The 21,374-nt window shown below is 75.4% G+C and carries 20 protein-coding genes; 14 read left to right on the forward strand and 6 right to left on the reverse strand.

Going from position 1 to position 21,374, the window contains the following annotated elements:
* Positions 1-204 precede the first annotated feature (204 nt).
* From QK440_RS27410 to QK440_RS27430, 5 genes are read left to right on the forward strand one after another with little or no spacing between them, the layout of a single operon-like run.
* Positions 205-1,332 (forward strand): ParA family protein, encoded by a 1,128-nt coding sequence (locus QK440_RS27410; RefSeq protein ID WP_190139205.1) that lies wholly within the window; start codon positions 205-207, stop codon positions 1,330-1,332.
* Positions 1,317-1,934: a hypothetical protein gene (locus tag QK440_RS27415; RefSeq protein ID WP_282795906.1), complete on the forward strand. Its 618-nt coding sequence runs from the start codon at positions 1,317-1,319 to the stop codon at positions 1,932-1,934. The genes QK440_RS27410 and QK440_RS27415 overlap by 16 nt, the downstream gene beginning before the upstream one ends.
* A 56-nt stretch (positions 1,935-1,990) precedes the next feature.
* Positions 1,991-3,040 (forward strand): segregation/condensation protein A, encoded by a 1,050-nt coding sequence (locus QK440_RS27420; protein ID WP_282795907.1) that lies wholly within the window; start codon positions 1,991-1,993, stop codon positions 3,038-3,040.
* On the forward strand, positions 3,037-3,684 hold the full coding sequence (gene scpB / locus QK440_RS27425) for an SMC-Scp complex subunit ScpB (RefSeq protein ID WP_282795908.1): 648 nt from the start codon (positions 3,037-3,039) through the stop codon (positions 3,682-3,684). The genes QK440_RS27420 and scpB overlap by 4 nt, the downstream gene beginning before the upstream one ends.
* 12 nt (positions 3,685-3,696) lie before the next feature.
* On the forward strand, positions 3,697-4,821 hold the full coding sequence (locus QK440_RS27430) for a pseudouridine synthase (RefSeq protein ID WP_282795909.1): 1,125 nt from the start codon (positions 3,697-3,699) through the stop codon (positions 4,819-4,821).
* A gap of 65 nt (positions 4,822-4,886) precedes the next feature.
* On the opposite strand, the gene QK440_RS27435 is transcribed toward QK440_RS27430, so the two are convergent.
* On the reverse strand, positions 4,887-5,651 hold the full coding sequence (locus QK440_RS27435) for a nucleotidyltransferase domain-containing protein (protein WP_282795910.1): 765 nt from the start codon (positions 5,649-5,651) through the stop codon (positions 4,887-4,889).
* 175 nt (positions 5,652-5,826) lie between these two features.
* Between QK440_RS27435 and QK440_RS27440 the strand changes: the two genes are divergently transcribed.
* The 5 genes from QK440_RS27440 (at position 5,827) to der (ending at position 11,205) form a co-directional block, all read left to right on the forward strand.
* Complete coding sequence (locus QK440_RS27440; protein ID WP_282795911.1) at positions 5,827-6,219, forward strand: YidB family protein; 393 nt, start codon at positions 5,827-5,829, stop codon at positions 6,217-6,219.
* A gap of 732 nt (positions 6,220-6,951) precedes the next feature.
* On the forward strand, positions 6,952-8,037 hold the full coding sequence (locus QK440_RS27445) for a prephenate dehydrogenase (protein WP_282795912.1): 1,086 nt from the start codon (positions 6,952-6,954) through the stop codon (positions 8,035-8,037).
* Between the two features lie 183 nt (positions 8,038-8,220).
* Entirely contained in the window at positions 8,221-8,910 is a 690-nt protein-coding gene (cmk, locus tag QK440_RS27450; protein WP_282795930.1) for a (d)CMP kinase, read from the forward strand.
* Positions 8,868-9,563, forward strand: a complete 696-nt coding sequence (locus QK440_RS27455; RefSeq protein WP_282795913.1) for a lysophospholipid acyltransferase family protein — start codon at positions 8,868-8,870, stop codon at positions 9,561-9,563. Before cmk ends, QK440_RS27455 begins: the two co-directional genes overlap by 43 nt.
* Before the next feature lie 151 nt (positions 9,564-9,714).
* Positions 9,715-11,205, forward strand: a complete 1,491-nt coding sequence (der, locus tag QK440_RS27460) for a ribosome biogenesis GTPase Der (RefSeq protein WP_282795914.1) — start codon at positions 9,715-9,717, stop codon at positions 11,203-11,205.
* A gap of 112 nt (positions 11,206-11,317) precedes the next feature.
* On the opposite strand, the gene QK440_RS27465 is transcribed toward der, so the two are convergent.
* Positions 11,318-11,653, reverse strand: a complete 336-nt coding sequence (locus QK440_RS27465) for a hypothetical protein (RefSeq protein WP_282795915.1) — start codon at positions 11,651-11,653, stop codon at positions 11,318-11,320.
* A gap of 112 nt (positions 11,654-11,765) precedes the next feature.
* The gene (locus QK440_RS27470; RefSeq protein ID WP_282795916.1) at positions 11,766-12,557 is read right to left on the reverse strand and encodes a hypothetical protein; all 792 of its coding nucleotides are present in this window, start codon (positions 12,555-12,557) and stop codon (positions 11,766-11,768) included.
* Between the two features lie 539 nt (positions 12,558-13,096).
* On the opposite strand from QK440_RS27470, the gene QK440_RS27475 reads away from it, so the two are divergent.
* Together QK440_RS27475 and QK440_RS41470 are read left to right on the forward strand one after the other, a co-directional pair.
* Positions 13,097-13,750, forward strand: a complete 654-nt coding sequence (locus tag QK440_RS27475; protein ID WP_282795917.1) for a transglycosylase family protein — start codon at positions 13,097-13,099, stop codon at positions 13,748-13,750.
* A 141-nt stretch (positions 13,751-13,891) separates the two neighbouring features.
* On the forward strand, positions 13,892-15,133 hold the full coding sequence (locus QK440_RS41470; RefSeq protein ID WP_349239324.1) for a transglycosylase family protein: 1,242 nt from the start codon (positions 13,892-13,894) through the stop codon (positions 15,131-15,133).
* Here QK440_RS41470 and QK440_RS27485 read toward each other — a convergent pair.
* Genes QK440_RS27485 through QK440_RS27495 form a run of 3 tightly spaced genes read right to left on the reverse strand, consistent with a single transcriptional unit; the run spans position 15,114 to position 19,064 of the window.
* Positions 15,114-15,818: an ATP-binding cassette domain-containing protein gene (locus tag QK440_RS27485; RefSeq protein ID WP_282795918.1), complete on the reverse strand. Its 705-nt coding sequence runs from the start codon at positions 15,816-15,818 to the stop codon at positions 15,114-15,116. The genes QK440_RS41470 and QK440_RS27485 overlap by 20 nt on opposite strands.
* Positions 15,815-18,595: an ATP-binding cassette domain-containing protein gene (locus tag QK440_RS27490; protein ID WP_282795919.1), complete on the reverse strand. Its 2,781-nt coding sequence runs from the start codon at positions 18,593-18,595 to the stop codon at positions 15,815-15,817. The genes QK440_RS27485 and QK440_RS27490 overlap by 4 nt, the downstream gene beginning before the upstream one ends.
* A 4-nt stretch (positions 18,596-18,599) precedes the next feature.
* On the reverse strand, positions 18,600-19,064 hold the full coding sequence (locus tag QK440_RS27495; RefSeq protein ID WP_282795931.1) for a hypothetical protein: 465 nt from the start codon (positions 19,062-19,064) through the stop codon (positions 18,600-18,602).
* A gap of 324 nt (positions 19,065-19,388) precedes the next feature.
* Here QK440_RS27495 and QK440_RS27500 point away from each other — a divergent pair, with 324 nt between their 5' ends.
* The gene (locus tag QK440_RS27500; RefSeq protein ID WP_282795920.1) at positions 19,389-19,949 is read left to right on the forward strand and encodes a hypothetical protein; all 561 of its coding nucleotides are present in this window, start codon (positions 19,389-19,391) and stop codon (positions 19,947-19,949) included.
* Positions 19,950-19,952: 3 nt separating this feature from the next.
* A complete protein-coding gene (locus tag QK440_RS27505; protein WP_282795921.1) occupies positions 19,953-21,257 on the forward strand; it encodes an ABC transporter substrate-binding protein in 1,305 nt (434 codons plus the stop codon).
* Positions 21,258-21,374: the final 117 nt, after the last annotated feature.

Consider the following 21,374-nt stretch of genomic DNA (forward strand, 5'->3'; position numbering starts at 1 on the left):
ACGCCCTTGACACCGGGGGGTTCCGTCGCCGACACATCGGGCCGGGTCCGGCGGATTGTGTTGCTGCGGAGCGGTGACACGCCATAGAGTCGCCAACCGTCGGCATGGTGCCACGCTGACCTATCTAGAAATTTCCTGGTCACCAAGGAGGTAAGACGACTTGTGAATGAGTCGACATTTGCTCCCGGGGGTGGTCAACCAGGAATGCCTGGAAGGGGCCAGGGCCCCGTCGGGCTCGAGGCTGTCGGCTCCGTCGCTGTCCGCACCTTCGAAGCCCGCCAGAGTCCGACACCGTCAGCACCCCAGAGCATGGATGGCCAACACGTGAACGCCATGGCCGGCGACCGGAGTGGCGACAACACCACCCCTGATCCCCTCGCCGACTACGAGGAACTGCCCCAGGGCCACTTCTACGACCCCGACGCGGAGTACGAGCCCGACCCCGAGTACGCGGCCACGCTCGCCCCCGACGCCGCGCGTCAGCGCCGCGAGCGCATCGGCCCGACCGGACGTCCGCTGCCGTACTTCCCGATCCCGGGGCCCCTCACCGACCACGGGCCCGCGAAGATCATCGCGATGTGCAACCAGAAGGGCGGCGTCGGCAAGACCACGTCGACCATCAACCTGGGCGCCGCGCTCGCGGAGTACGGACGCCGGGTGCTGCTCGTGGACTTCGACCCGCAGGGCGCCCTCTCGGTCGGCCTCGGCGTGAACCCGATGGAGCTCGACCTCACGGTCTACAACCTGCTCATGGAGCGGGGCATGTCCGCCGACGAGGTGCTCCTGAAGACCGCGGTCCCCAACATGGACCTGCTGCCGAGCAACATCGACCTCTCCGCCGCCGAGGTGCAGCTCGTCAGCGAGGTCGCGCGCGAGTCGACCCTGCAGCGCGCCCTGAAGCCGCTGATGGCCGACTACGACTACATCGTGATCGACTGCCAGCCCTCGCTCGGCCTGCTCACGGTCAACGCGCTCACCGCGGCCCACAAGGTCATCGTGCCCCTGGAGTGCGAGTTCTTCGCGCTGCGCGGTGTGGCCCTGCTCACCGAGACCATCGAGAAGGTCCAGGAGCGGCTCAACCCCGACCTGGAGCTCGACGGCATCCTCGCGACGATGTACGACTCGCGCACGGTGCACAGCCGCGAGGTCCTCGCGCGCGTGGTCGAGGCGTTCGACGACCACGTCTACCACACGGTGATCGGCCGGACCGTGCGCTTCCCGGAGACCACGGTCGCCGGTGAGCCCATCACGACGTACGCCTCGAACTCGGTCGGTGCGGCCGCCTATCGCCAGCTCGCCAGGGAGGTGCTCGCCCGGTGTCACGCCGAGTGAGTCTGCCCGGGGCCGACGAACTGTTCCGCACCACCGGGGGGATGGCGCTGCAGGCGTCCACGCCCCGGCGCCAGACGAACGGCGAGACCAGGGTGCCCGCGCCCGCGGGCGACAGCGACGAGGCCGCGGCGGAGGAGTCGCACGCCTCCGCCGCCGCGCAGGGCGAGGGCGAGTCCGCCGAGCACCCGGCGGACGACGCGGAGTCGGGCACCGGCACCCGCGGCCGCCCCGCGGCCGACGACGACAGCGGCAAGAACTCCGCGGGACGCCGCACCGCGCAGGAAGGTTCTGGCACCCCCGGCACCGGCAAGAACGCGGGCACCCCGGGCGGTTCGGGCTCCACGGCCACGCAGACGCGCCGCCGCGGCCGGGCCGCCAACCGGCGTCCCAGCGGCCGTGAGCGGCACGACGAGAAGATCACCGTGTACGTCTCCGCCGAGGAGCTGATGGACCTGGAGCACGCGCGCCTCGTGCTGCGCGGCGAGCACGGGCTCGCGGTGGACCGCGGGCGGATCGTGCGCGAGGCCGTCGCCGTCGTCCTGGCCGACCTGGAATCGCGCGGGGACGCGAGCATCCTCGTCCGACGGCTGCGCGGGCGGTAGCGGTAGCCTTCCGGCCAGTACGCCGCCGTCACGCTGCCGCTTCGCCTTGGACCGAGATGCCTTCCGACGCCGCCCCCGCCGAGCCCCGCCGTCCGCGGCGGTCGCTGGGGCGGGGCGGGGCGGCCGTCTCCTCCCCGAGCCCGCCACCGCCCGCCGCGCCCGCGGACGGCCCCTCGGCGCCCCTCGGTGACACCGGGGCGGAGCAGCCGGAGGAGGAGTCCGGCGGGGACGGGCCCGGTGCGGACGGCCCGGGCGCGCCCGGTGCGGACGGCCCCGGTGGGGGCGCGCGCGCCGCCGACGGGCAGTTCCGGGTCCGGCTCGCGAACTTCGAGGGCCCCTTCGACCTGTTGCTGCAGCTCATCTCCAAGCACAAGCTGGACGTCACCGAGGTCGCGCTGTCCAAGGTGACCGACGAGTTCATGGCGCACATCCGGGCCATGGGGCCCGACTGGGACCTGGACCGCACCACGGAGTTCCTGGTGGTCGCGGCCACGCTGCTCGACCTGAAGGCGGCGCGGCTGCTGCCCGCCGCCGAGGTCGAGGACGAGGCCGACCTCGCGCTCCTGGAAGCCCGGGACCTGCTGTTCGCGCGGCTGCTGCAGTACCGCGCGTACAAGCAGATCGCCGACATCTTCAGCGGGCGCCTCGACGACGAGGCGCGGCGCTACCCGCGCACCGTCGGGCTCGAACCGCACCACGCCGAGCTGCTGCCCGAGGTCGTCATCAGCATCGGCGCCGAGGGTTTCGCCAGGCTCGCCGTGAAGGCCATGCAGCCCAAGCCGAAGCCGCAGGTGTACGTCGACCACATCCACGCCCCGCTGGTGTCGGTGCGCGAGCAGGCGGCCGTCGTCGTGGCGCGGCTGCGGGAGCGCGGGCAGGCCGGTTTCCGCGAGCTGATCGAGGAGCTGGGCCCCGACGACACCCTGACCGTCGTGGCGCGCTTCCTGGCGCTCCTGGAGCTGTACCGGGAGAAGGCCGTCGCCCTGGAGCAGGACGACCCGCTGGGGGAGCTGACGGTGCGCTGGACGGGCGGGGACGGCGACGGGGAGCCGACCGTCACCGATGAGTTCGACCGGGCCCCCGAGCCGCAGGAGGAGAAGTCGTGAGCACCGAGCGCGTCGTCGGCGAGCTGCGGACCGAGGTCGCCGAGCTCGACCTGAAGCCCGCCCTGGAGGCCGTCCTGATGGTCGTGGACGAGCCCGCCACCGAGGAGCAGCTCGCCAAGGTCCTCCAGCGGCCCCGGCGGGCCGTCGCGCTGGCGCTGCGCGAGCTCGCCGACGAGTACGCCGTCCAGGGCCGCGGCTTCGAGCTGCGCCTGGTGGCGGGCGGCTGGCGCTACTACACGCGGCCCGCGTACGCGCCCGCCGTCGAGGGCTTCGTCCTGGACGGGCAGCACGCCCGGCTCACGCAGGCGGCCCTGGAGACGCTCGCGGTGGTCGCCTACCGCCAGCCGGTCAGCCGCTCGCGGGTCTCGGCGGTGCGCGGAGTGAACTGCGACGGGGTCATGCGCACCCTGCTCCAGCGCGGTCTGGTGGAGGAGGCGGGCGCGGAACCCGAAACAGGTGCGATCCTGTACAGGACGACGAACTACTTCCTGGAGCGGATGGGCCTGCGCGGCCTGGACGAGCTCCCGGAGCTCGCGCCCTTCCTCCCGGAGGCGGAGGCGATCGAGGCCGAGACACTGGAAGGAATCCCGTCGTTCGATCCGGACGCACTGGACGCTCCGGACGACGAGACGCAGACGACCTAAGACGGAACTTTGATGCGAAGCAGCAGCGGCAGGAACAGCAGCGGAAACAACGGCGGGAGCCGTGGTGGCAACAGCGGCGGCCGCGGCAGCAGCGGCGGGCGCGGCACCTACCGGGGCGCCGGCAACAACCGCGACGACAAGCAGGGCCGCCCCAAGAAGCCCCGCCCCGAGGAGCGGCGCTACGACGTCGGCCCCGGCGCCTCGCCCGACGGCCCGAAGTCGGGGCGCGGCGCGTCCGCGCGCGGCGGCGCCAAGAGCGGCCCCAAGCGCGGCCAGGACCAGCGCGGCAGCGGCCGGGGCCGTCCGGCGCCCGCGCGCTCGCGTGAGTACGAGACGCGGATCGAGGAGCGCAACCGTGACCGGTACGCGGGCAAGAAGGAGGTCAAGCTCCCCAAGACCTTCCCCGGTGCCGAGCAGGAGGGCGAGCGGCTCCAGAAGGTGCTCGCCCGCGCCGGGTACGGCTCGCGGCGCGCCTGCGAGGAGCTGATCGAGCAGGCCCGTGTCGAGGTCAACGGCGAGATCGTCCTGGAGCAGGGCCTGCGCGTGCAGCCCGAGAAGGACGAGATCAAGGTCGACGGCCTGACCGTGGCCACGCAGTCGTACCAGTTCTTCGCGCTCAACAAGCCCGCCGGTGTCGTCTCCACCATGGAGGACACCGAGGGCCGCCAGTGCCTCGGCGACTACGTGACCAACCGCGAGACGCGGCTCTTCCACGTGGGACGGCTCGACACCGAGACCGAGGGCGTCATCCTGCTCACCAACCACGGCGAGCTGGCGCACCGCCTGACCCACCCCAAGTACGGCGTGAAGAAGGTCTACCTCGCGCACATCGTGGGCCCGATCCCGCGTGACCTGGGCAAGCAGCTCAAGGACGGCATCCAGCTCGAGGACGGGTACGCCCGCGCGGACCACTTCCGCGTCGTCGAGCAGACCGGCAAGAACTACCTGGTCGAGGTCACGCTGCACGAGGGCCGCAAGCACATCGTGCGCCGCATGCTCGCCGAGGCGGGCTTCCCGGTGGAGAAGCTGGTCCGGGTCGCCTTCGGCCCGATCACCCTCGGCGACCAGAAGTCGGGCTGGCTGCGCCGCCTGTCCAACACCGAGGTCGGCATGCTGATGAAGGAAGTCGACCTGTAGGGCCGGCCGAGCCGGTGGTGGACGCGCTCGACCCGGGCGCCGTCCTGGACGCGGCGCAGGCGGGCTCAGCGCTGCCGGGCGCCCACACCGCGGATGACGCCCCGCACGACCTGGTCGTCCGGGTCCGCCTGGAGGGCCCGCAGCGCTGACGCCCGGCGGGCGCGGAACAGGAAGTCCTCGACGCGGCGGCGGTCCGGCTCCGGCGGCAGCGGGCTGCGGGCCGCCGCCGCGTCGGCCTCCGCGGCGAGCCGCGCCATCCGGGCCTCCACCTCGGGCCAGGGCACCTCGCCGCGCCTGACCGCGAGCAGCGGTTCGCGCTGCTCGCCCACGTCGAGGGTCAGCTCGCCGGTGCGGAGCAGGTCGCGGCAGCTCGTCAGCAGGCGCAGCAGGTGCATGGCGTGCTTCCAGCGCGGGGCGCCGTGCGTGCGGACGTCCGCCTCCAGCTTCCTGCGCCGGCCGAGCGCGTACCGGGCGAAGGCCTCGTGGGCCTGGCGGGACAGGAAGGCCCCGCGCAGGGAGAGCAGCTCGCGGCCGGTGTCCGTGACGTGTTCGACGAGCGGTGAGTGCAGGCACTCCAGGATGTTCGGGTTGGCCCGCAGCGCCAGCTCGCAGAACCGCTCCAGCTCCCAACTGAACTGTTCGTCGGCCGGCCCGTCGACGTGCGTGGGCGGCTTCGCGAAGCGCCAGTAGAGCTCCGTCGGCGCGAGGTAGACGCCCCGCCGGTCGGTGTCGCTGTCCGCCGTGGCCAGGCCGAAGGCGCGCGAGCCCATGACGCACGCGTAGACCGTGTGGTCGCGGACCAGGTCGTGGGGGGTGGCGGGGGCGTCCATCCCCGGAGCGTACGCGGTTGGTCAGCCGGGCCGGCCGCCTCCCCGGAGGGGTCGTTGCCGTACGCCGTCCCGCACCGGCGCCTCCGAGTGGCGGGGCGCGTCGGCGCGGGCGACATTGGCAGGGTCCGGGGCCCCTGCCCCGCGGGCGGGGCCGGGCCGAGCGAAAGGCGCGACCATGGCGGGTAACGATCCGGGCGGGCTCCACGGGGGCCTCGCCGAGGGCAGCGGGGGCGTCCTGGGCGCCCTGCTCGGCGTACTGGTGCACAAGGGCGGCGTCGGCAACAACCCCCTCGACGGGCTGATCGACAGCTTCACCGCGGCGGGGCTCGGCGACCGCATCGAGTCGTGGGTCGCCTCGGGCGAGAACCAGCCCGTGACCGGGGCGCAGGTGCGGCGTGCGCTGTCCGGCGGCACCCTCGAACAGGTTGCCGCCGAGGCCGGTGTCACGCCCGACCAGGCCTCCGACGAGATCGCCCGGCTGCTGCCGGGCGTCATCGACGAGCTGACCCCCGACGGACAGGTGCCCAGCGCCTCCCTGGAGGAGGTCATCCGCCACCAGGGGCTCTGACCGCCCGGTACGCGACCCCGTCCCGGGAGGTGCCTGGCGGTGACTAGGCTTGCCGCACCGGACGGGAGCGGACGGCGGACGGCGGACGGCGGACGGCGGACGAACGAGGAGCGGGAACGTGGCGGCACGAGCGGCGCGGGGCGCCGTGCGGCGGGGGCGGGGCACGACCGCCGCCCCTCACCGGCCCACGGCTGCCGCCCCTCAGCGGCCCATGCCTGCCACCCCCCGGCGGTCCACGCCTGCCGCCCGGCGGCGGAGCCCGGCTCCCGCCCGGCGAGGTGGCCTGGCGGCGGCCCGTCGAGGTCGCCTGGCCGCGGCCCGGGAGCGGCGCGCTGCCGCGGGGCCGCCGCTGCGGACGCCTGCTTGTGGCCGGGGGTGGCACCTGCGCGCCGCCCGAGCACGGCACATGCCGCCTGCCCGAGCGGGACGCACGTCCGCCGCTCAGGCACGGCACGTGTCCGCCGCTCAGGCACGGCACACGCCCGCCCCAGCGCCGTTCACGCCCGCCCCCCTGTGCGCCCACGCCCCCACGGCCACGCCTCGCCCGAGCGGTGGCGGTCGCCTTTCCGGTGCCGGTGCGCTCCGGAGGGTGTCGCGCGCCCCCGAGGCGGGCGGCGGCTCCCCGGCGGGCCCCGTCCCGCGCCCCGTCCACGTCGAGACCGATCGCCCCAGGTCCGGGAGCGCCCAGGGGTTCCCGGGCGCCGCGGCCGCACCCCGCAAGGACATCGCCCAGTGAGAACCGCCCTCGTCATCGGCACCGGCCTCATCGGTACCTCCGCCGCCCAGGCCCTGGCGCGGCGCGGCGTCACCGTCCACCTCGCCGACCACGACCCCGAGCAGGCCCGCACCGCCGCCGCGCTCGGCGCCGGCACCGACGCGGCTCCGGCGGGGCCCGTGGACCTGTGCCTGGTGGCCGTGCCGCCCGCGCACGTCGCCGCCACCCTCGCCGACGTCATCCGGCGCGGCGCCGCCCGGGGCTACCTGGACGTCGCCAGCGTCAAGGGCGGTCCGCGCCGCGAGCTGGAGGCGCTGGGCCTCGACCTGACCGCGTACATCGGTACGCACCCCATGTCCGGGCGGGAGCGCAGCGGGCCCCTGGCCGCGTCCGCCGACCTCTTCGAGGGCAGGCCCTGGGTGCTCACGCCGACCCGCGACACCGACACCGAGGTGCTCAACCTGGCCCTGGAACTGGTCGCGCTGTGCCAGGCGGTGCCCGTCGTCATGGACGCCGACGCCCACGACCGCGCGGTCGCGCTGGTCTCGCACATGCCGCACCTGGTCTCCAGCATGGTCGCGGCCCGCCTGGAGCACGCCGAGGAGGCCGCGGTCCGGCTGTGCGGGCAGGGCATCCGCGACGTCACGCGGATCGCGGCGTCCGACCCCCGCATGTGGATCGACATCCTCTCCGCGAACCCCGGCCCGGTGGCCGACCTGCTCGCCGCCGTCGCCGCCGACCTGGAGGAGACCGTCACCGCGCTGCGCGGCCTGCAGTCGGCCGACGCCGACAAGCGGCGCGACGGGGCCGCCGGGGTGGAGAGCGTGCTGCGCCGCGGCAACGCCGGGCGGTCGCGCGTCCCGGGCAAGCACGGCGCGGCGCCGAAGGCGTACGAGGTCGTGGCCGTGCTCATCGACGACCAGCCGGGCCAGCTCGCGCGGATCTTCGCCGACGCGGACCGGGCCGGGGTCAACGTCGAGGACGTCCGCATCGAGCACGCCACCGGCCAGCAGGCCGGTCTCGTGCAGCTCATGGTGGAGCCCGCGGCGGTGGCCCCGCTGACCACGGCCCTGCGCGAGCGGGGCTGGTCCCTCCGGCAGTAGCGGGGCCCCCGGGCGGCGGCGGGACCCTCGGGCGTGGCGGGGCGCCCCCGGGCGGCGGCGGGCCCGGGCGGCTTCGGGAGGCCCCGCGAGGGCCGGGGCGGGAGCCAGTAACCTTGTGCGGGGCGCCGTCGGCGTTCCGTGTCCCAGTGAAACGAGAAGGGTGTCCGCAGCCCCGTGGAAACCGTGGAAAATACCGCCGCCGCAGGCCCGGTGATCGTCGCCATCGACGGGCCCTCCGGCACGGGGAAGTCCAGCACGTCCAAGGCCGTCGCCGCCCAGCTCGGCCTGAGCTACCTGGACACCGGTGCCCAGTACCGGGCGATCACCTGGTGGATGGTGAACAACGGCATCGACCTCGGCGACCCCGCCGAGATCGCGGCCGCGGCCGGCAAGCCCGAGATCCTCTCCGGCACGGACCCGGCGGCGCCGACGATCACGGTCGACGGCACGGACGTCGCGGGCCCGATCCGCACCCAGGAGGTCACCTCCAAGGTCAGCGCGGTCAGCGCGGTCCCCGAGGTGCGCACCCGGATCACCGAGCTGCAGCGCTCCATCGCCCGTTCCGCGGAGCGGGGCATCGTCGTCGAGGGCCGGGACATCGGCACCACGGTGCTGCCCGACGCCGACCTGAAGATCTTCCTGACGGCGTCCGCGGAGGCCCGCGCCGCCCGCCGCTCCGGCGAGCTCAAGGGCGCCGACGTCAACGCCACCCGCGAGGCCCTGATCCGGCGGGACGCCGCCGACTCCAGCCGCAAGGCGTCGCCGCTCGCCAAGGCCGCCGACGCCGTCGAGGTCGACACCACCGAGCTCACCCTCCAGCAGGTCATCGAGTGCGTCGTCACCCTCGTCGAGGAGAAGCGGGCGGGCACGTGACCTCGGAGCACTCCGAGCGCGGCGCCGAGGTCGGGCGGCGCATCGGCGTCGGCCTGATGTACGGCCTGTGGAAGCCCCGGGTGCTCGGCGCCTGGCGGGTGCCGGCGAGCGGCCCGGTCATCCTCGCGGTGAACCACTCGCACAACCTCGACGGCCCCATGGTCATGGGGGTCGCGCCCCGCCCGGCGCACTTCCTGGTCAAGCAGGAGGCGTTCGTCGGCCCGCTCGGCCCCTTCCTGGACGCCATCGGCCAGGTGCGGGTGGACCGCTCGACGGCCGACCGCAAGGCGATCACCGGCGCGCTCGGTGTCCTGGAGCGGGGCGGCGTCCTCGGGATCTTCCCCGAGGGCACCCGCGGCGACGGCGACTTCGCCTCGCTGCGCGCCGGTCTCGCATACTTCGCCGTGCGCTCCGGGGCGCCGATCGTCCCGGTCGCTGTCCTTGGCAGCGCGGAGCGGCGCAGCCGCCTGATACGGCAGGTGCCGCCGCTGCGGGGCCGTGTCGACGTCGTCTTCGGCGACCCGTTCCCGGCACAGGACGCGGCGGACGGCGGCGGGCGGCGCACGCGCAAGGCGCTGGACGAGGCGACCGTGCGCATCCAGGGGAAGCTCGGCGCCCACCTGGAAAACGCCAGGCGCCTCACCGGGCGCTGAGCGAGAATCGCAGTCAGGTGACGGCTCCGCCCACCTGGCCGCCCCGGTCGCCCGGCCGGGGCCAGGGGGCCGCCCCTGGGAGAATGCAGCAGTAGTGGCCGTCGTACGACGGGCCACCGATCACCACGATGAACGACGAGGTACGGACTTCATGAACGACCAGATCCAGCCCGAGGGCGGGGGCTCGGCCGAGCACGCCGCGCACGACCACGGTGCGCTCGGCGACGCCGAGTACGCGGAGTTCATGGAGCTCGCCGCCGAAGAGGGCTTCGACGTCGAGGACGTCGAGGGCGCCATCGAGGCGGCCGGGCACGGCCCGCTGCCCGTCCTCGCCGTCGTCGGCCGTCCGAACGTCGGCAAGTCGACGCTGGTGAACCGCATCATCGGCCGCCGCGAGGCCGTCGTCGAGGACAAGCCGGGCGTCACCCGCGACCGCGTGACGTACGAGGCCGAGTGGGCCGGGCGCCGCTTCAAGGTCGTCGACACCGGCGGCTGGGAGCAGGACGTCCTCGGCATCGACGCGTCCGTCGCCGCCCAGGCGGAGTACGCCATCGAGGCGTCCGACGCCGTCGTCTTCGTCGTGGACGCGAAGGTCGGCGCGACCGACACCGACGAGGCCGTCGTACGGCTGCTGCGCAAGGCGGGCAAGCCCGTCGTGCTGTGCGCCAACAAGGTCGACGGCCCGAGCGCCGAGGCCGACGCGGCGATGCTGTGGTCCCTCGGCCTCGGCGAGCCGCACCCCGTCTCGGCGCTGCACGGCCGCGGCACCGGCGACATGCTCGACGCCGTCCTGGAGGCGCTGCCGGAGGCGCCCGCGCAGACCTTCGGCACGGCGGTCGGCGGCCCGCGCCGCATCGCCCTCATCGGCCGCCCGAACGTCGGCAAGTCGTCCCTCCTGAACAAGGTGGCGGGCGAGGAGCGCGTCGTGGTCAACGAGCTCGCGGGCACCACCCGCGACCCGGTCGACGAGCTCATCGAACTGGGCGGCGTGACCTGGAAGTTCGTCGACACGGCGGGTATCCGCAAGCGCGTCCACCTCCAGCAGGGCGCCGACTACTACGCCTCCCTGCGCACGGCGGCCGCCGTGGAGAAGGCCGAGGTCGCCGTCATCCTCATCGACGCCAGCGAGTCGATCAGCGTGCAGGACCAGCGCATCGTCACGATGGCGGTGGAGGCGGGCCGCGCGGTCGTCCTCGCGTTCAACAAGTGGGACACCCTCGACGAGGAGCGCCGCTACTACCTGGAGCGGGAGATCGAGACCGAGCTCGCCCAGGTGGCCTGGGCCCCGCGGGTGAACGTGTCCGCCCGCACCGGCCGCCACATGGAGAAGCTGGTCCCCGCGATCGAGACGGCCCTCGCGGGCTGGGAGACGCGGGTGCCGACGGGCCGGCTGAACGCCTTCCTCGGCGAGCTGGTCGCCGCCCACCCGCACCCGGTCCGGGGCGGCAAGCAGCCGCGCATCCTGTTCGGGACGCAGGCGGGCACCAAGCCGCCGCGGTTCGTGCTGTTCGCCTCGGGCTTCATCGAGCACGGCTACCGCCGCTTCGTGGAGCGCAGGCTGCGCGAGGAGTTCGGCTTCGAGGGCACGCCGATCCACATCTCGGTGCGGGTGCGCGAGAAGCGCGGGCAGAAGAAGAAGTAGCGCGGCGGCAGGTGGCGCGGAAGCAGACGCAGCGCCACCACCCGCACGCCGATGCCCGGTCTCCCAAGGGGGAGGCCGGGCATCGGCGTGCCGGGTGCGGGGTGGGGGAGTCTCAGCCCCGGCGCGGCCCCGGCGGGAGCGCGGCCGGGAAGAGCTGGCCGTAGCCGTGGTGGTCGGCCTGGGCGGGCTGGCCGTAGCGCGCCACCTGGAAGGCGTGGTGCCGGGGGTCGTGGCGCGGGTCCTGCCGGGGGGTCTGGCGGTAGTCGTGCCGGGCGGTGCCGTGCTGCGCGCCGCCGTACGGGCCGGTGCCGAAGCCCGTGAACCTCAGTTCCTCCTCGCCGGTCCGGTCGCCGGGCAGCGCCCGGAACGCCTTGAGGTACTCGCTGTACAGGGCGTCGTAGATCGGCGTGGCCGAGAAACTGCCCGTGGTGTCCTGCGCCGCGCGCATGGACGGGATGGGACTGGTGTACGGCCGGTGGTGTGAGGCGTCGTATACGTGCACGTCAGTGCCAACGACCTGGGGGGTTGTCGGGATGCGGGGCCGCGGCCCCGAATGTCGCTCAGGTGCCGGCGAGCGGCATCGAGCACGCCACCAGGCGGCCCCGGGACGCCGCGCGGTCCAGGGCGTCGCGCAGCAGGTCCTCGCGCGGCTGGCGGCCGACGGTGCCGGACGGGGTCGCGTACAGCAGGACCGACTGGAGCTTGGTGGCCGCCGTGCGCCAGCCGTCGGTGACCTGGAGCGGCTGGTGGGCCTGCCACCAGGCGACGGGGGAGCCGCCGCCCGCGCCCGGCTGGAGGATGGCGTGGAGCTGGCCCACGGCGAGCAGCACCGACCAGCCGTGCAGCGTCGGGGGCAGCCCGGCCAGCGAGGACACCGGCATGAAGCCCTGCTCGATCAGCAGCGGCAGGAAGTCGTCGCCGCCGCCGGGGGCCGCGCCCGGGCGGGCGATGGGCCCGGTCGGCTCCACGACGAGGGCCGGGTGCAGCTCGCCGTCGACGAGGACCAGGCCGCTGGTCACGCCGAGCACGGCCTGCTCGGGGGCGGCGTCGGCGGGGTGGAACGGCGCCCCGGCGTCGCCGCCGGTGATGGACCGTACGGCGCCCTGGAGCTGCTCCTCGGCGACCTCGACGATCTGGGACGGCAGGCAGGTGGCGTGGGCGAAGGCGAGCACGGCCGTCTCGTCGCCGACGAACAGGACCGTGCTGGTGCGCTCGCGCTCCGAGTCGCCGGGGGTGCGGCAGGACGTGCAGTCGTAGGCGCCCGGGGCGTTCTCCCCGGCGAGCAGGCGGTCGGCTTCTTCGTCGCCGATCTCGGCGCGTACCTCGTCGCTGAGGTCGAGCATGCGCGGCACGGGTGACTCCTCGGAATCGATGCGTGGGCGTCCGGGTGGCGCCCGGCTCATGAAGGAGACAACGGGCGATCAGTGGCCCAAGTCACGCGCGCGGGCGAGCGGAATTGAACTACCCGCAGCGGACGGTGAGTTGATCAACGGAATCCGTTACTCCGCGCCAACGTCTGCCCTATGAAAGGAAGTTGGGGCGGTGAGGTGAGTCACAGATCGCGAGCGGCCCTGGACGTCATATGCGGATATGTGCGCAGGAAGAGGGTGTCCGGAATTCGCCGATACCCCCGGTAACAGCCGACTGGCCAGGAATGACGAGGCGCCGGTTGCCGCCCTGACGAAGGGAGCCTCAGATTCCACCGCCGTGTGCAGTGAGCACCGCTCGGGTACGTCCGCCGGTCGCGCCGGTCACGGCGCCGCAACCGCGGCACCGCAGGCGCGGCAGCGTCACAACGCGACGGCGGGCGGGGCTCGGCGGGACCCCGGCGCCGGACGCGTACGGGGCCCGCGGAGCCCGGGGGAACCCGGGTCCTCCGAGAGGGAGATCCATGTCCGAACGTCCCAGGAACATTCGCAGGACGGCAGTGCTCGGCGGCGCCGCGCTCCTCGCCCCGCTGGGCCTGCTCGCCACGGCCGGCCAGGCCGCGGCGGACGGCGGAGTGTGGGACCGGATCGCCCGCTGCGAGAGCGGCGGCAACTGGCAGATCAACACCGGCAACGGCTACTCCGGCGGACTCCAGTTCTCCGCCTCCACCTGGCGGGCGTACGGCGGCACGGCCTACGCGCCCACCGCCGCCCAGGCCTCCAAGGCCCAGCAGATCGCCGTGGCGGCGAAGGTCCAGCGCACCCAGGGCTGGGGCGCCTGGCCCTCGTGCTCGGCACGGGCGGGTGCCTCCGGGGCGGCCCCCGGCGCGGCCGCGCCCCAGGCGGCACCCCAGGCCGCGCCCGAGCCCGCCGCGCGGCAGGCGGCTCCGCGGTCCGCGCCCCGGGCCGCCGAGCAGCGGCCCGCGTACCCCGCGCCCGACCAGGCAGGACGCGGCACCACGCGCGGCACCGGGACCTACGTCGTGCGCCAGGGCGACACGCTCAGCCGCGTCGCCGCCGCGCACGGCGTGAGCTGGCAGCGGCTGCACGCCGCCAACCTGGGCGTCATCGGCGGCGACCCCGACGTCATCGTGCCGGGGCAGCGCCTGGTGGTCTGACCCGCCGGGCCGCCTCCCCGCCCCGGCCGTACCGGGGACCCGCACCCGGCCCCACCTGGTCGTCCGCCGACCGGGTGGGGCCACGCGCGGGGCGGCGCGGCACCGCCGGGAGGCGCGCGGGCCCGCTCGTAGCGTGGCCCGATGTACTCGACGCACCCGATGCCGGCGTGTCCGCCGCCGGCGCGCCCGGCCCGGACCCGGCCGGCATCGCCCCGGCGTCCCTGGTTCGCGGCCCTGCTCGCCGCCGCGGCCCTGTCCCTGGCGGGGCCCCCGGCCGCCGCCTCCGCCGAAGCCGCGCCCCCGTCACCGCCGCGGGCCCCGGCCGCCCCCGCGTACGCAGCCGCCTGCTCGCCCGGGGACGACCCGTGGGACTGCCTCGCCGAGTGCGAGAGCGGTGGCCGGTGGCACATCAACACCGGCAACGGCTTCTACGGCGGGCTCCAGTTCAAGCAGTCCACCTGGGTGGCGTTCGGCGGGCTCGCCTACGCGCCGCGCGCGGACCTCGCCACCCGGGAGGAGCAGATCGTGGTCGCCCGGGAGGTGCTGCGCCACCAGGGCTGGGGCGCCTGGCCCGTCTGCTCCCGCAAGGTGCGCCAGGCGGGGCTCGACCACCTCGCGCTCCCGCCGGAGGGGCGCACCCACGTCGTGCGGCCGGGCGAGACCCTGGCCTCCCTGGCCCGGCGGTACCGGGTGCAGGGCGGCTGGCAGGCGCTGTACGCCGCCAACCGGCAGGCGGTCGGACCGGCCCCGGACCGGCTCGAAGTGGGCACGGTGCTCGTGGTGCCGCAGCCGTCGGACACGAAGCCGTCCGGTACGAAGCCGTCGAGCACGAAGCCGCCGAGCACGAAGCCGTCGAGCACGAAGCCGTCGAGCACGACGCCGTCGAGCACGACGCCGCCCGGTACGAAGCCGTCGAGTACGAAGCCGCCCGGTATGAAACCGCCGAGCACGACGCCGCCCGGTACAAAGCCCTCCGGTACGAAGCCCTCGGAGACGGAACCGCCGGGTGCGAAGCTGTCGGGAGCGAAGCCGTCCGGGCCGAAGCCGACTGGTGCGAAGCCCAGTCCGCAGCCGTCCGTTCCGCAGCCGTCGGGGACGAAGCCGTCGGGGCCGAAGCCGCGCCCGCAGCCCCAGCCGCCCGGTACGAAGCCGCCCGTCCCGGAGCCGCCAGCCCCGGAGCCGCCAGCCCCGCAGGCTCCCGCCTCTCAGCCCTCTGCCTCTCAGCCCTCCGCCCCGCAACCTCCCGCCTCGCACCCCCCCGCCCCGCAACCGCCTGCCCCGGAGCCGTCCGCCCCGGAGCCCTCCGCCACGGCGCCCGCCGCGCGGCCCTCGGTCCCAGAGCCTTCGGCACCGCAGCCGTCCGTCACGGCGCCGGGCGGCTGACCGGGCCGTTCGGGCGGGTGGCGTGTTCCGTGGCCTCGCCGCGGAACACGACCTCGCCGCGGCTCAGTTCGTACACCACCACCGCCCGGTCCGCGCGTGCGCGCAGGCCGGGCGGCAGTCGTTGCTCGGCGACGACCACGCACGCGTCCAGGCCGCCGAGCAGCGCGTGCGTACGGGCGGCGACGGCCGGGGACATGCCCTGCGTGGGCTCGTCGGCGAGGACGGCGCGCGCGCCGGAGAGCAGGGCGCGGGACAGGGCCAGCATGCGCTGCTCGCCGCCCGACAGGGTGCCCGCGCGGCGCGCCAGGAGCGGGCGCAGCTCCGGGTAGGCCTCCAGCGCCGCGGTGACGTCGCCCCGGGCGTGGGCCAGTTCGAGGTTCTCGCGGACCGTGAGCGTGCCGAAGACGGCCTGCCGGTCCGGCACGAAGCACAGGCCGCGGCGGGCGCGTTCGTACGCCCGGAGCCGGGTGACGTCCGCGCCCTCCCACACGACGGCCCCCCCGGACAGCGGGACGGCCCCGGCGAGGGCGCGCAGCGCGGTGGTGCGGCCGGAGCCGTTGCGGCCGAGCAGGACCGTCAGGCCCGGGGCGGGGGCGGCGAGGCTGACGCCGTGCAGGGCCTCCAGCGGGCCGTAGCGGACGCGGGCGGCGCGCAGTTCCAGGAGGCGGGGGCGGGCCGGGGTCATCGGGCGCCGTTCCCCGGGCGGATGTCGCGCAGGACGCGCTCCGCCGGGCCGGAGGCGGTGACGCGGCCCGCCGTGAGGACGTGCACGGTGTCGGCGAGGCCCGCCACCAGGTCCAGGTCGTGCTCGACGACGAGCAGGGCGGTGCCGTCCGCCGCGAGCGCCCGCAGGACGGTGGCCAGCGCCGTCACCTCCGCCGTGTCCAGGCCCGCCGCGGGCTCGTCGAGGAGCAGCACGTGCGGGTCGCCGGCGAGCGCCCGGGCCAGCTCGACGCGGCGCAGCGTGCCGGTCGGCAGCCCGGCGGCGGGGCGGTCCCGTACGGCTTCGAGGCCGAACAGGCGCAGCGCCCGGTCCAGCGCCGCCGCGTCGCGCACCCGGCCCTGCTCGGCGCCGACGCGTACGTTGTCGGCGACGGTCAGCGTGGGGAAGACCGCCAGTTGCTGGAAGGTCCGGGCGACGCCCGCGCGGGTGCGCGCGTGGGCCGGGAGCCGGGTGAGGTCGCGGTCGCCGAAGGTGATCCGCCCGCGGTCGGGCCGCACCGTCCCGGCCAGGCAGTGGAAGAGGCTGCTCTTGCCCGCGCCGTTGGGCCCGACGACGGCGGTCACCCGGCCGGGGGCCACCACGAGCGACACGTCGCGCAGAGCGGTGTAGTGCCCGTACGTGAGCCACAGGTGGTGCGCGGCGAGGACGTGCTCCCCGCCGTGCCGCCGCCGGACGGCGCTGCTGCCGGGCGGACGCCCAGGCGCCGACGGGGCGCCGCCGCGTGCCGGCGCCGCCTTGCTGCCTGCGAGGTTTCCGCCCTGCTCGTCGACTGGGGCCGGAGGCGCGGGGCAGGGCGGGCGCGGCTCCGCGCGACCCGCACCATGCGCCGGAGCCGGAGCCGGAGCCGGAGCCGGAGCCGCAGCCGCAGCCAAGGCAGCACCGGGTGCCGCGCCGGTGGCCAGGGCGGTCCGGACCCGGGCGCCGAGGGGCGTGAGCCGCGGTCGGCGCCGCAGCCCCCGCGTCGCCGCGCGCAGCGCCTCGTACGGCCCCCCGGGGAAGCGCCCGACGAGGATGGCCAGCACCCCGATCACGGCCGCGGCGACGCCGCCCCGGGTCCCCGCGTCGAGGCCGACGAGGAGTGCCGCCGCGAGCAGCGCCCCGAGCAGGCTGTCGGCGCCCAGCACGACCACCGCCGCGAACCACAGCAGCCCGCGCACGGGGTCGTACGCCGCGGGGTCGAAGGCCCGCAGCCCCATGCCGAGCATCCCGCCGCCCAGGGCGGCGAGCGCCGCCCCGACGACGAACGCGGCGAGCTTCAGGCCGCGCACCGCGACCCCGGCCGCCGCCGCACCGGCCTCGTGGTCGCGCATCGCGGCGAGCGCCCGCCCGGTGCGGCCCCGGCGCAGCGCCGCCACGAGCAGCAGGGCGCCGCCGAGCAGGGCCAGTTCGAAGAGGTAGTACGCGCGGTCGCCGGTGAGGCCCGCGGGCCGCCCCAGGGTGAGGCCCGAGGTCGCGTACGGCTGCGCGAACACGAAGCGGCTGACGCCGACCCCGACCGCGAACGTCGCGAGGGCGAGCGCCAGGCCGTGGCGGCTGATCGCGGGCCAGCCGGTGAGCAGGCCGAGCGGCGCGACCAGCAGCACGGCGACCGCGAGCGCCGCGAGCGCGGGCAGCTCCGGAAGCCCGGGGAAGCGGCCGTTCACCAGAAGCGCGGTGAACAGGGCTCCCAGGCCCGCGTACGCCGCCTGGCCGAGGGAGATCTGCCCGCCCCGGCCGGTGACGACGACGAGGGAGAGCAGGATGACGCCGAGGGCGGGGACCTGGACGGACGTGGTGAGGTCGGGGCCCGCGAGGCCGAGCGGCAGCAGGAAGAGGACCACGGCCACTATCCACGCGCCCGCCGGGGTCGGGACCCGGGCGGTGGCCGTGCGGGGCAGGGCGTCGCCGGTGCCCACGCCGGGCAGGACGAGCGCGGCGACGAGCAGGGCGACGACGAAGAGGTTCGCGCCGACCGCCTGGAGCAGGGGCTCGCCCCACCCGGACGGGTGCAGCCGCGTGAGCTGGCTCTGCGCGACGCCCACGCCGAGGGCCACGACGACCGCCACCGGCAGGTTCCGCATCCGGGCCGCCACCGCGACGGCCACCACCTCCATGACGAGCAGCGGCAGTCCGTACGGGTCGAGGCGGACGTACGGGGCGAGGAGCACGCCGGTCAGGCCCGCCGTGAAGGAGCCGAACGCCCAGCCCGCCGCCGCGACCCGGTCCGCGTCGATCCCGGCGAGCACCGCGAGGCGACGGTCGTCGACCACGGCGCGCAGCTGTCCGCCGAAGCGGGTGAAGCGGGTGACCGCCCCCACGGCGAGCGCGAGCGCCACGGCGACCGCGAGCTGGCCCCAGGGTTCGGCGGGGAGCAGCGTCGGCGCGTCCGCCCGCGCGCCCTGCCCCCAGACCAGCGCGGCCCCGCCGACGAGCAGGACGAACACGCCGATCGAGGCGACCAGGGTCTGCGCCGGGTCGCCGCCGAGGACGGCGAGCGGACGGAAGACGGCGCGTTCGAGGACCAGGCCGATGGCGGGGGCCACGACGAGGAGCGTCAGCGCGGCGGCGAGCGGCAGCGGCCAGCCCCACTCGACGGTGAGCTGGCGCAGCAGATAGGCGCAGACCATGGCGATCGCGCCGTGCGCGAAGTTGAGCACGCCCGTCGCGCGGTGGGTGACGACCAGGCCGATGCCGGTGAGGGCGGCGGCGCTGCCGACGGAGAGCCCGGCCAGGGTGAGGTCGTAGCTCAGGGAGGACACCGGCTCAGGCCTCCGGGGGCTCGTCGGCCGCCGGGCCGGGCGGCACGCAGACCGGGCACGGGGTCAGGCCGCCGTCCGCCGGGGCCGCGGGGTCGACGGTGGTCGCGCCGGGCTTGCCCGCGACCAGGGGGCAGTCGGCGCGGTGCCACAGCGTCCCGCCGGGCAGGGCCCGCAGCTCGTCGCTCGTGGCCACCGGGGCGCTCACCCGTTCGGCCCCCGCGGCCGCCGGGTCCTGGCCCTCGGCGGTGACGAGCAGGGCGTACAGCTCCTCCACCCGGGACGTCGCGAGGGCGCCGCGGCCGTGGGCGAGGAGCACCGCGCCCGCCACGATCAGCGCGGCGCCGGGCACCGTGCAGGAGGCGAGGTAGGGCAGCTGCCGTTCGGCGAAGCGCTCGCCGGAGACGCCGTACCAGCCGATGACGCACAGCACCGCGCCGGTGGCGAGCGCGGCGAAGGCCGCCCAGAGCATCGGGTGCACGCCCCGCAGCCGGGCCGCGCGGGAGGCGGCGGCGCGGGCGGCGGGGGAGGCGTCCGTCCCCGGCGCGGGAGCGGCGGCCTGCGCCGAGCCAGTGGTCCGGTCCGTCCTTGCCGCCCGCATCCAGGCCCCCTGGGAGACGTCGGTTGGTCGTCGCACCGGCCCCCGGGGCGACCGGTGCGAGCCGGGGCGCCGGTGCTGAACAGGCGTCCGCTGGGTCTGTTCATGGCAGCCGATGGCTTGCACTATGCCTTCTGGAAGCTGACCCTGAAAGCACCGGGCGCTCTTCGCCCGGTCCGACACCCGGTGGTGAGCCAGATGGTTCTCTGGACCGACCCCAGGCGGGGGAGCGATCTTCGGCGGGGGAGGGTACGGAGCGCGGCGCTGGCGGCCGCCGCGGTCCTGCTGCTCGCGCCGGCCGCCGTGGCCTGCGGTGACGACAGCGGGGACGACGACAGCGGCAGCCCGCCGCCGCAGCCGTCCGTGACGTCGAGCAGCCCCGAGGAGGCCGCCCGGCCGGCCGACCCGAAGGCCGCCGAGAGCGAGGTCCGGGCGAACTGGGAGAAGTTCTTCGACCCGGCCGTGTCCCTCAAGGACAAGGAGTCCGTCCTCCAGGACGGCGCCAGGATGCGGCAGGTCCTGCGGAGCTTCAGCGGCGACGAGCGCGGGAAGCAGGTGCGGGCGCAGGTCGCCGACGTCGAGTTCGTCTCGGCCACCGAGGCCGACGTGACGTACGCGCTGACCCTGAAGGGCGCGACCGCGCTGCCGGACGCGAGCGGTACCGCCGTCCGCCAGGACGACACCTGGAAGGTCTCCGTCAAGACGCTGTGCGCGCTCGTGAAGCTGAGCGGCAACGCGTCGCCGGGTCCGGGCTGCTGAGCCTTGGTCCGGCCGCGGACACTCGGCGCGGCGCTCGCCCTGACGGCGCTCCTGGCGGGCGCCGGCTGCGGCAGCCGCCTGCCGGAGAGCGACTTCGAGCGCCGCGCGACCGGCGCGGCACCCGACCGGGGCGGCCCGCCCGTCCGGGTCGGCGTCCTCACCAGCGCCACCAGCCCGGTCGGCGGCTCCGCCTTCACCGGGCCCCGCGACGGCGCCCGGGCGTACTTCGACCATCTGAACGAGCGCGGCGGCGTCGGCGGCCGGAAGGTCGAGGTGCACACCTGCGACGACGGCGGCAGCGGCGTCGGCAACAACGACTGCGTGCACAAGCTGCTCGACGAGAAGAAGGTCGTCGCCCTGGTGGCCACCACCGTGCTCGACTACGCGGGCGCGCCCCGGGTGTCCGAGGCGGGGGTGCCCGACATCGGCGGCCAGCCGATCGGCGCCGCGTACGACACCTACCCGCACCTGTACGGGATCTACGGCAGCTCGGCGCCGCGCGACGGCGAGGCGGGCTGGGACGGCAGGCTGTACGGCGGCACGGAGGTCTACCGCTACTTCAAGCGCGCGCACGGGGCCCGCACCGCCGCCGTCGTCTCCTACAACCAGGCCGCGTCGGCGGCGTACGCCCGGCTGGTGAGGCGCGGCCTGGAACGGGAGGGCTACGAGGTGGTCACCGAGCAGGTCGACTTCGCCCTGCCGAACTTCCGGGCCGCCGCCGCCGACCTCAAGGACCGGGGCGCCGACCTGGTCTTCGACGCGATGGACACGCACGGCAACGCGCGGTTGTGCGCGGCGATGGACGACGTGGGCGCCGAGGTCACCGCGAAGGTCACGAACGTACAGAACTGGTCATCCTCGGTCCCCGAGGACTACAAGGACGCGCCGCGCTGCCGCAACGCGCTGTGGGCGACGGGTTCCAGCCGCAACTACGAGGACACCGGCCACCCGGCGGTGCGCGCGTTCCGCGCGGGCATGAAGAAGGCCGGGAAGGGGGAGGGCTCGCTCTCCCAGTGGCAGCTCGAGGGCTGGGCCGCCGCGATGTGGTTCACGGACGCGGCCCGCTCCTGCGCGGCCTCCGGGGGCGAGGTCACCCGCGCCTGCGTGGACCGCTTCATGAGCCGCGGCGAGCCCTACGACGCCGACGGGCTGCTGCTCCCCGTCACGTACGAGAAGTCGGCCGAACCGCCCACGAGCCGCCGGACCTGCGTGTCCGTGGCACGCTGGAAGGACGATGAGGGCTGGGTCACACAGGGCGACATGAACCGCACCTGTTTCGACGTACCACAGCTCTCCTACCAGCCATGACCGGTGTACCAGTCACGGAGTTCCCCCTTCCGCACTGCTGTCGCGCAGCAGTTCGGGAACAAGGCGGGATATGGACCCAACCTTTGGCCCTGGATCGCCGTCTAACCCCTCGGTAGA

Origin of the sequence: Streptomyces sp. CC224B, from assembly GCF_030010595.1 — a bacterium.
Classification (GTDB): domain Bacteria; phylum Actinomycetota; class Actinomycetes; order Streptomycetales; family Streptomycetaceae; genus Streptomyces; species Streptomyces longispororuber.

Bases quoted from the DNA above. Each gene is read 5' to 3' on its own strand.
- QK440_RS27485 (WP_282795918.1), bottom strand. From the start codon at position 15,818: ATGACCCCGGCCCGCCCCCGCCTCCTGGAACTGCGCGCCGCCCGCGTC.
- der (WP_282795914.1), top strand. From the start codon at position 9,715: ATGAACGACCAGATCCAGCCCGAGGGCGGGGGCTCGGCCGAGCACGCC.
- QK440_RS27435 (WP_282795910.1), bottom strand. From the start codon at position 5,651: ATGGACGCCCCCGCCACCCCCCACGACCTGGTCCGCGACCACACGGTC.
- QK440_RS27440 (WP_282795911.1), top strand. From the start codon at position 5,827: ATGGCGGGTAACGATCCGGGCGGGCTCCACGGGGGCCTCGCCGAGGGC.
- QK440_RS27475 (WP_282795917.1), top strand. From the start codon at position 13,097: ATGTCCGAACGTCCCAGGAACATTCGCAGGACGGCAGTGCTCGGCGGC.
- QK440_RS27420 (WP_282795907.1), top strand. From the start codon at position 1,991: ATGCCTTCCGACGCCGCCCCCGCCGAGCCCCGCCGTCCGCGGCGGTCG.
- QK440_RS27430 (WP_282795909.1), top strand. From the start codon at position 3,697: ATGCGAAGCAGCAGCGGCAGGAACAGCAGCGGAAACAACGGCGGGAGC.
- QK440_RS27500 (WP_282795920.1), top strand. From the start codon at position 19,389: ATGGTTCTCTGGACCGACCCCAGGCGGGGGAGCGATCTTCGGCGGGGG.
- QK440_RS41470 (WP_349239324.1), top strand. From the start codon at position 13,892: ATGTACTCGACGCACCCGATGCCGGCGTGTCCGCCGCCGGCGCGCCCG.
- QK440_RS27495 (WP_282795931.1), bottom strand. From the start codon at position 19,064: ATGCTCTGGGCGGCCTTCGCCGCGCTCGCCACCGGCGCGGTGCTGTGC.
- QK440_RS27465 (WP_282795915.1), bottom strand. From the start codon at position 11,653: ATGCGCGCGGCGCAGGACACCACGGGCAGTTTCTCGGCCACGCCGATC.
- QK440_RS27410 (WP_190139205.1), top strand. From the start codon at position 205: ATGCCTGGAAGGGGCCAGGGCCCCGTCGGGCTCGAGGCTGTCGGCTCC.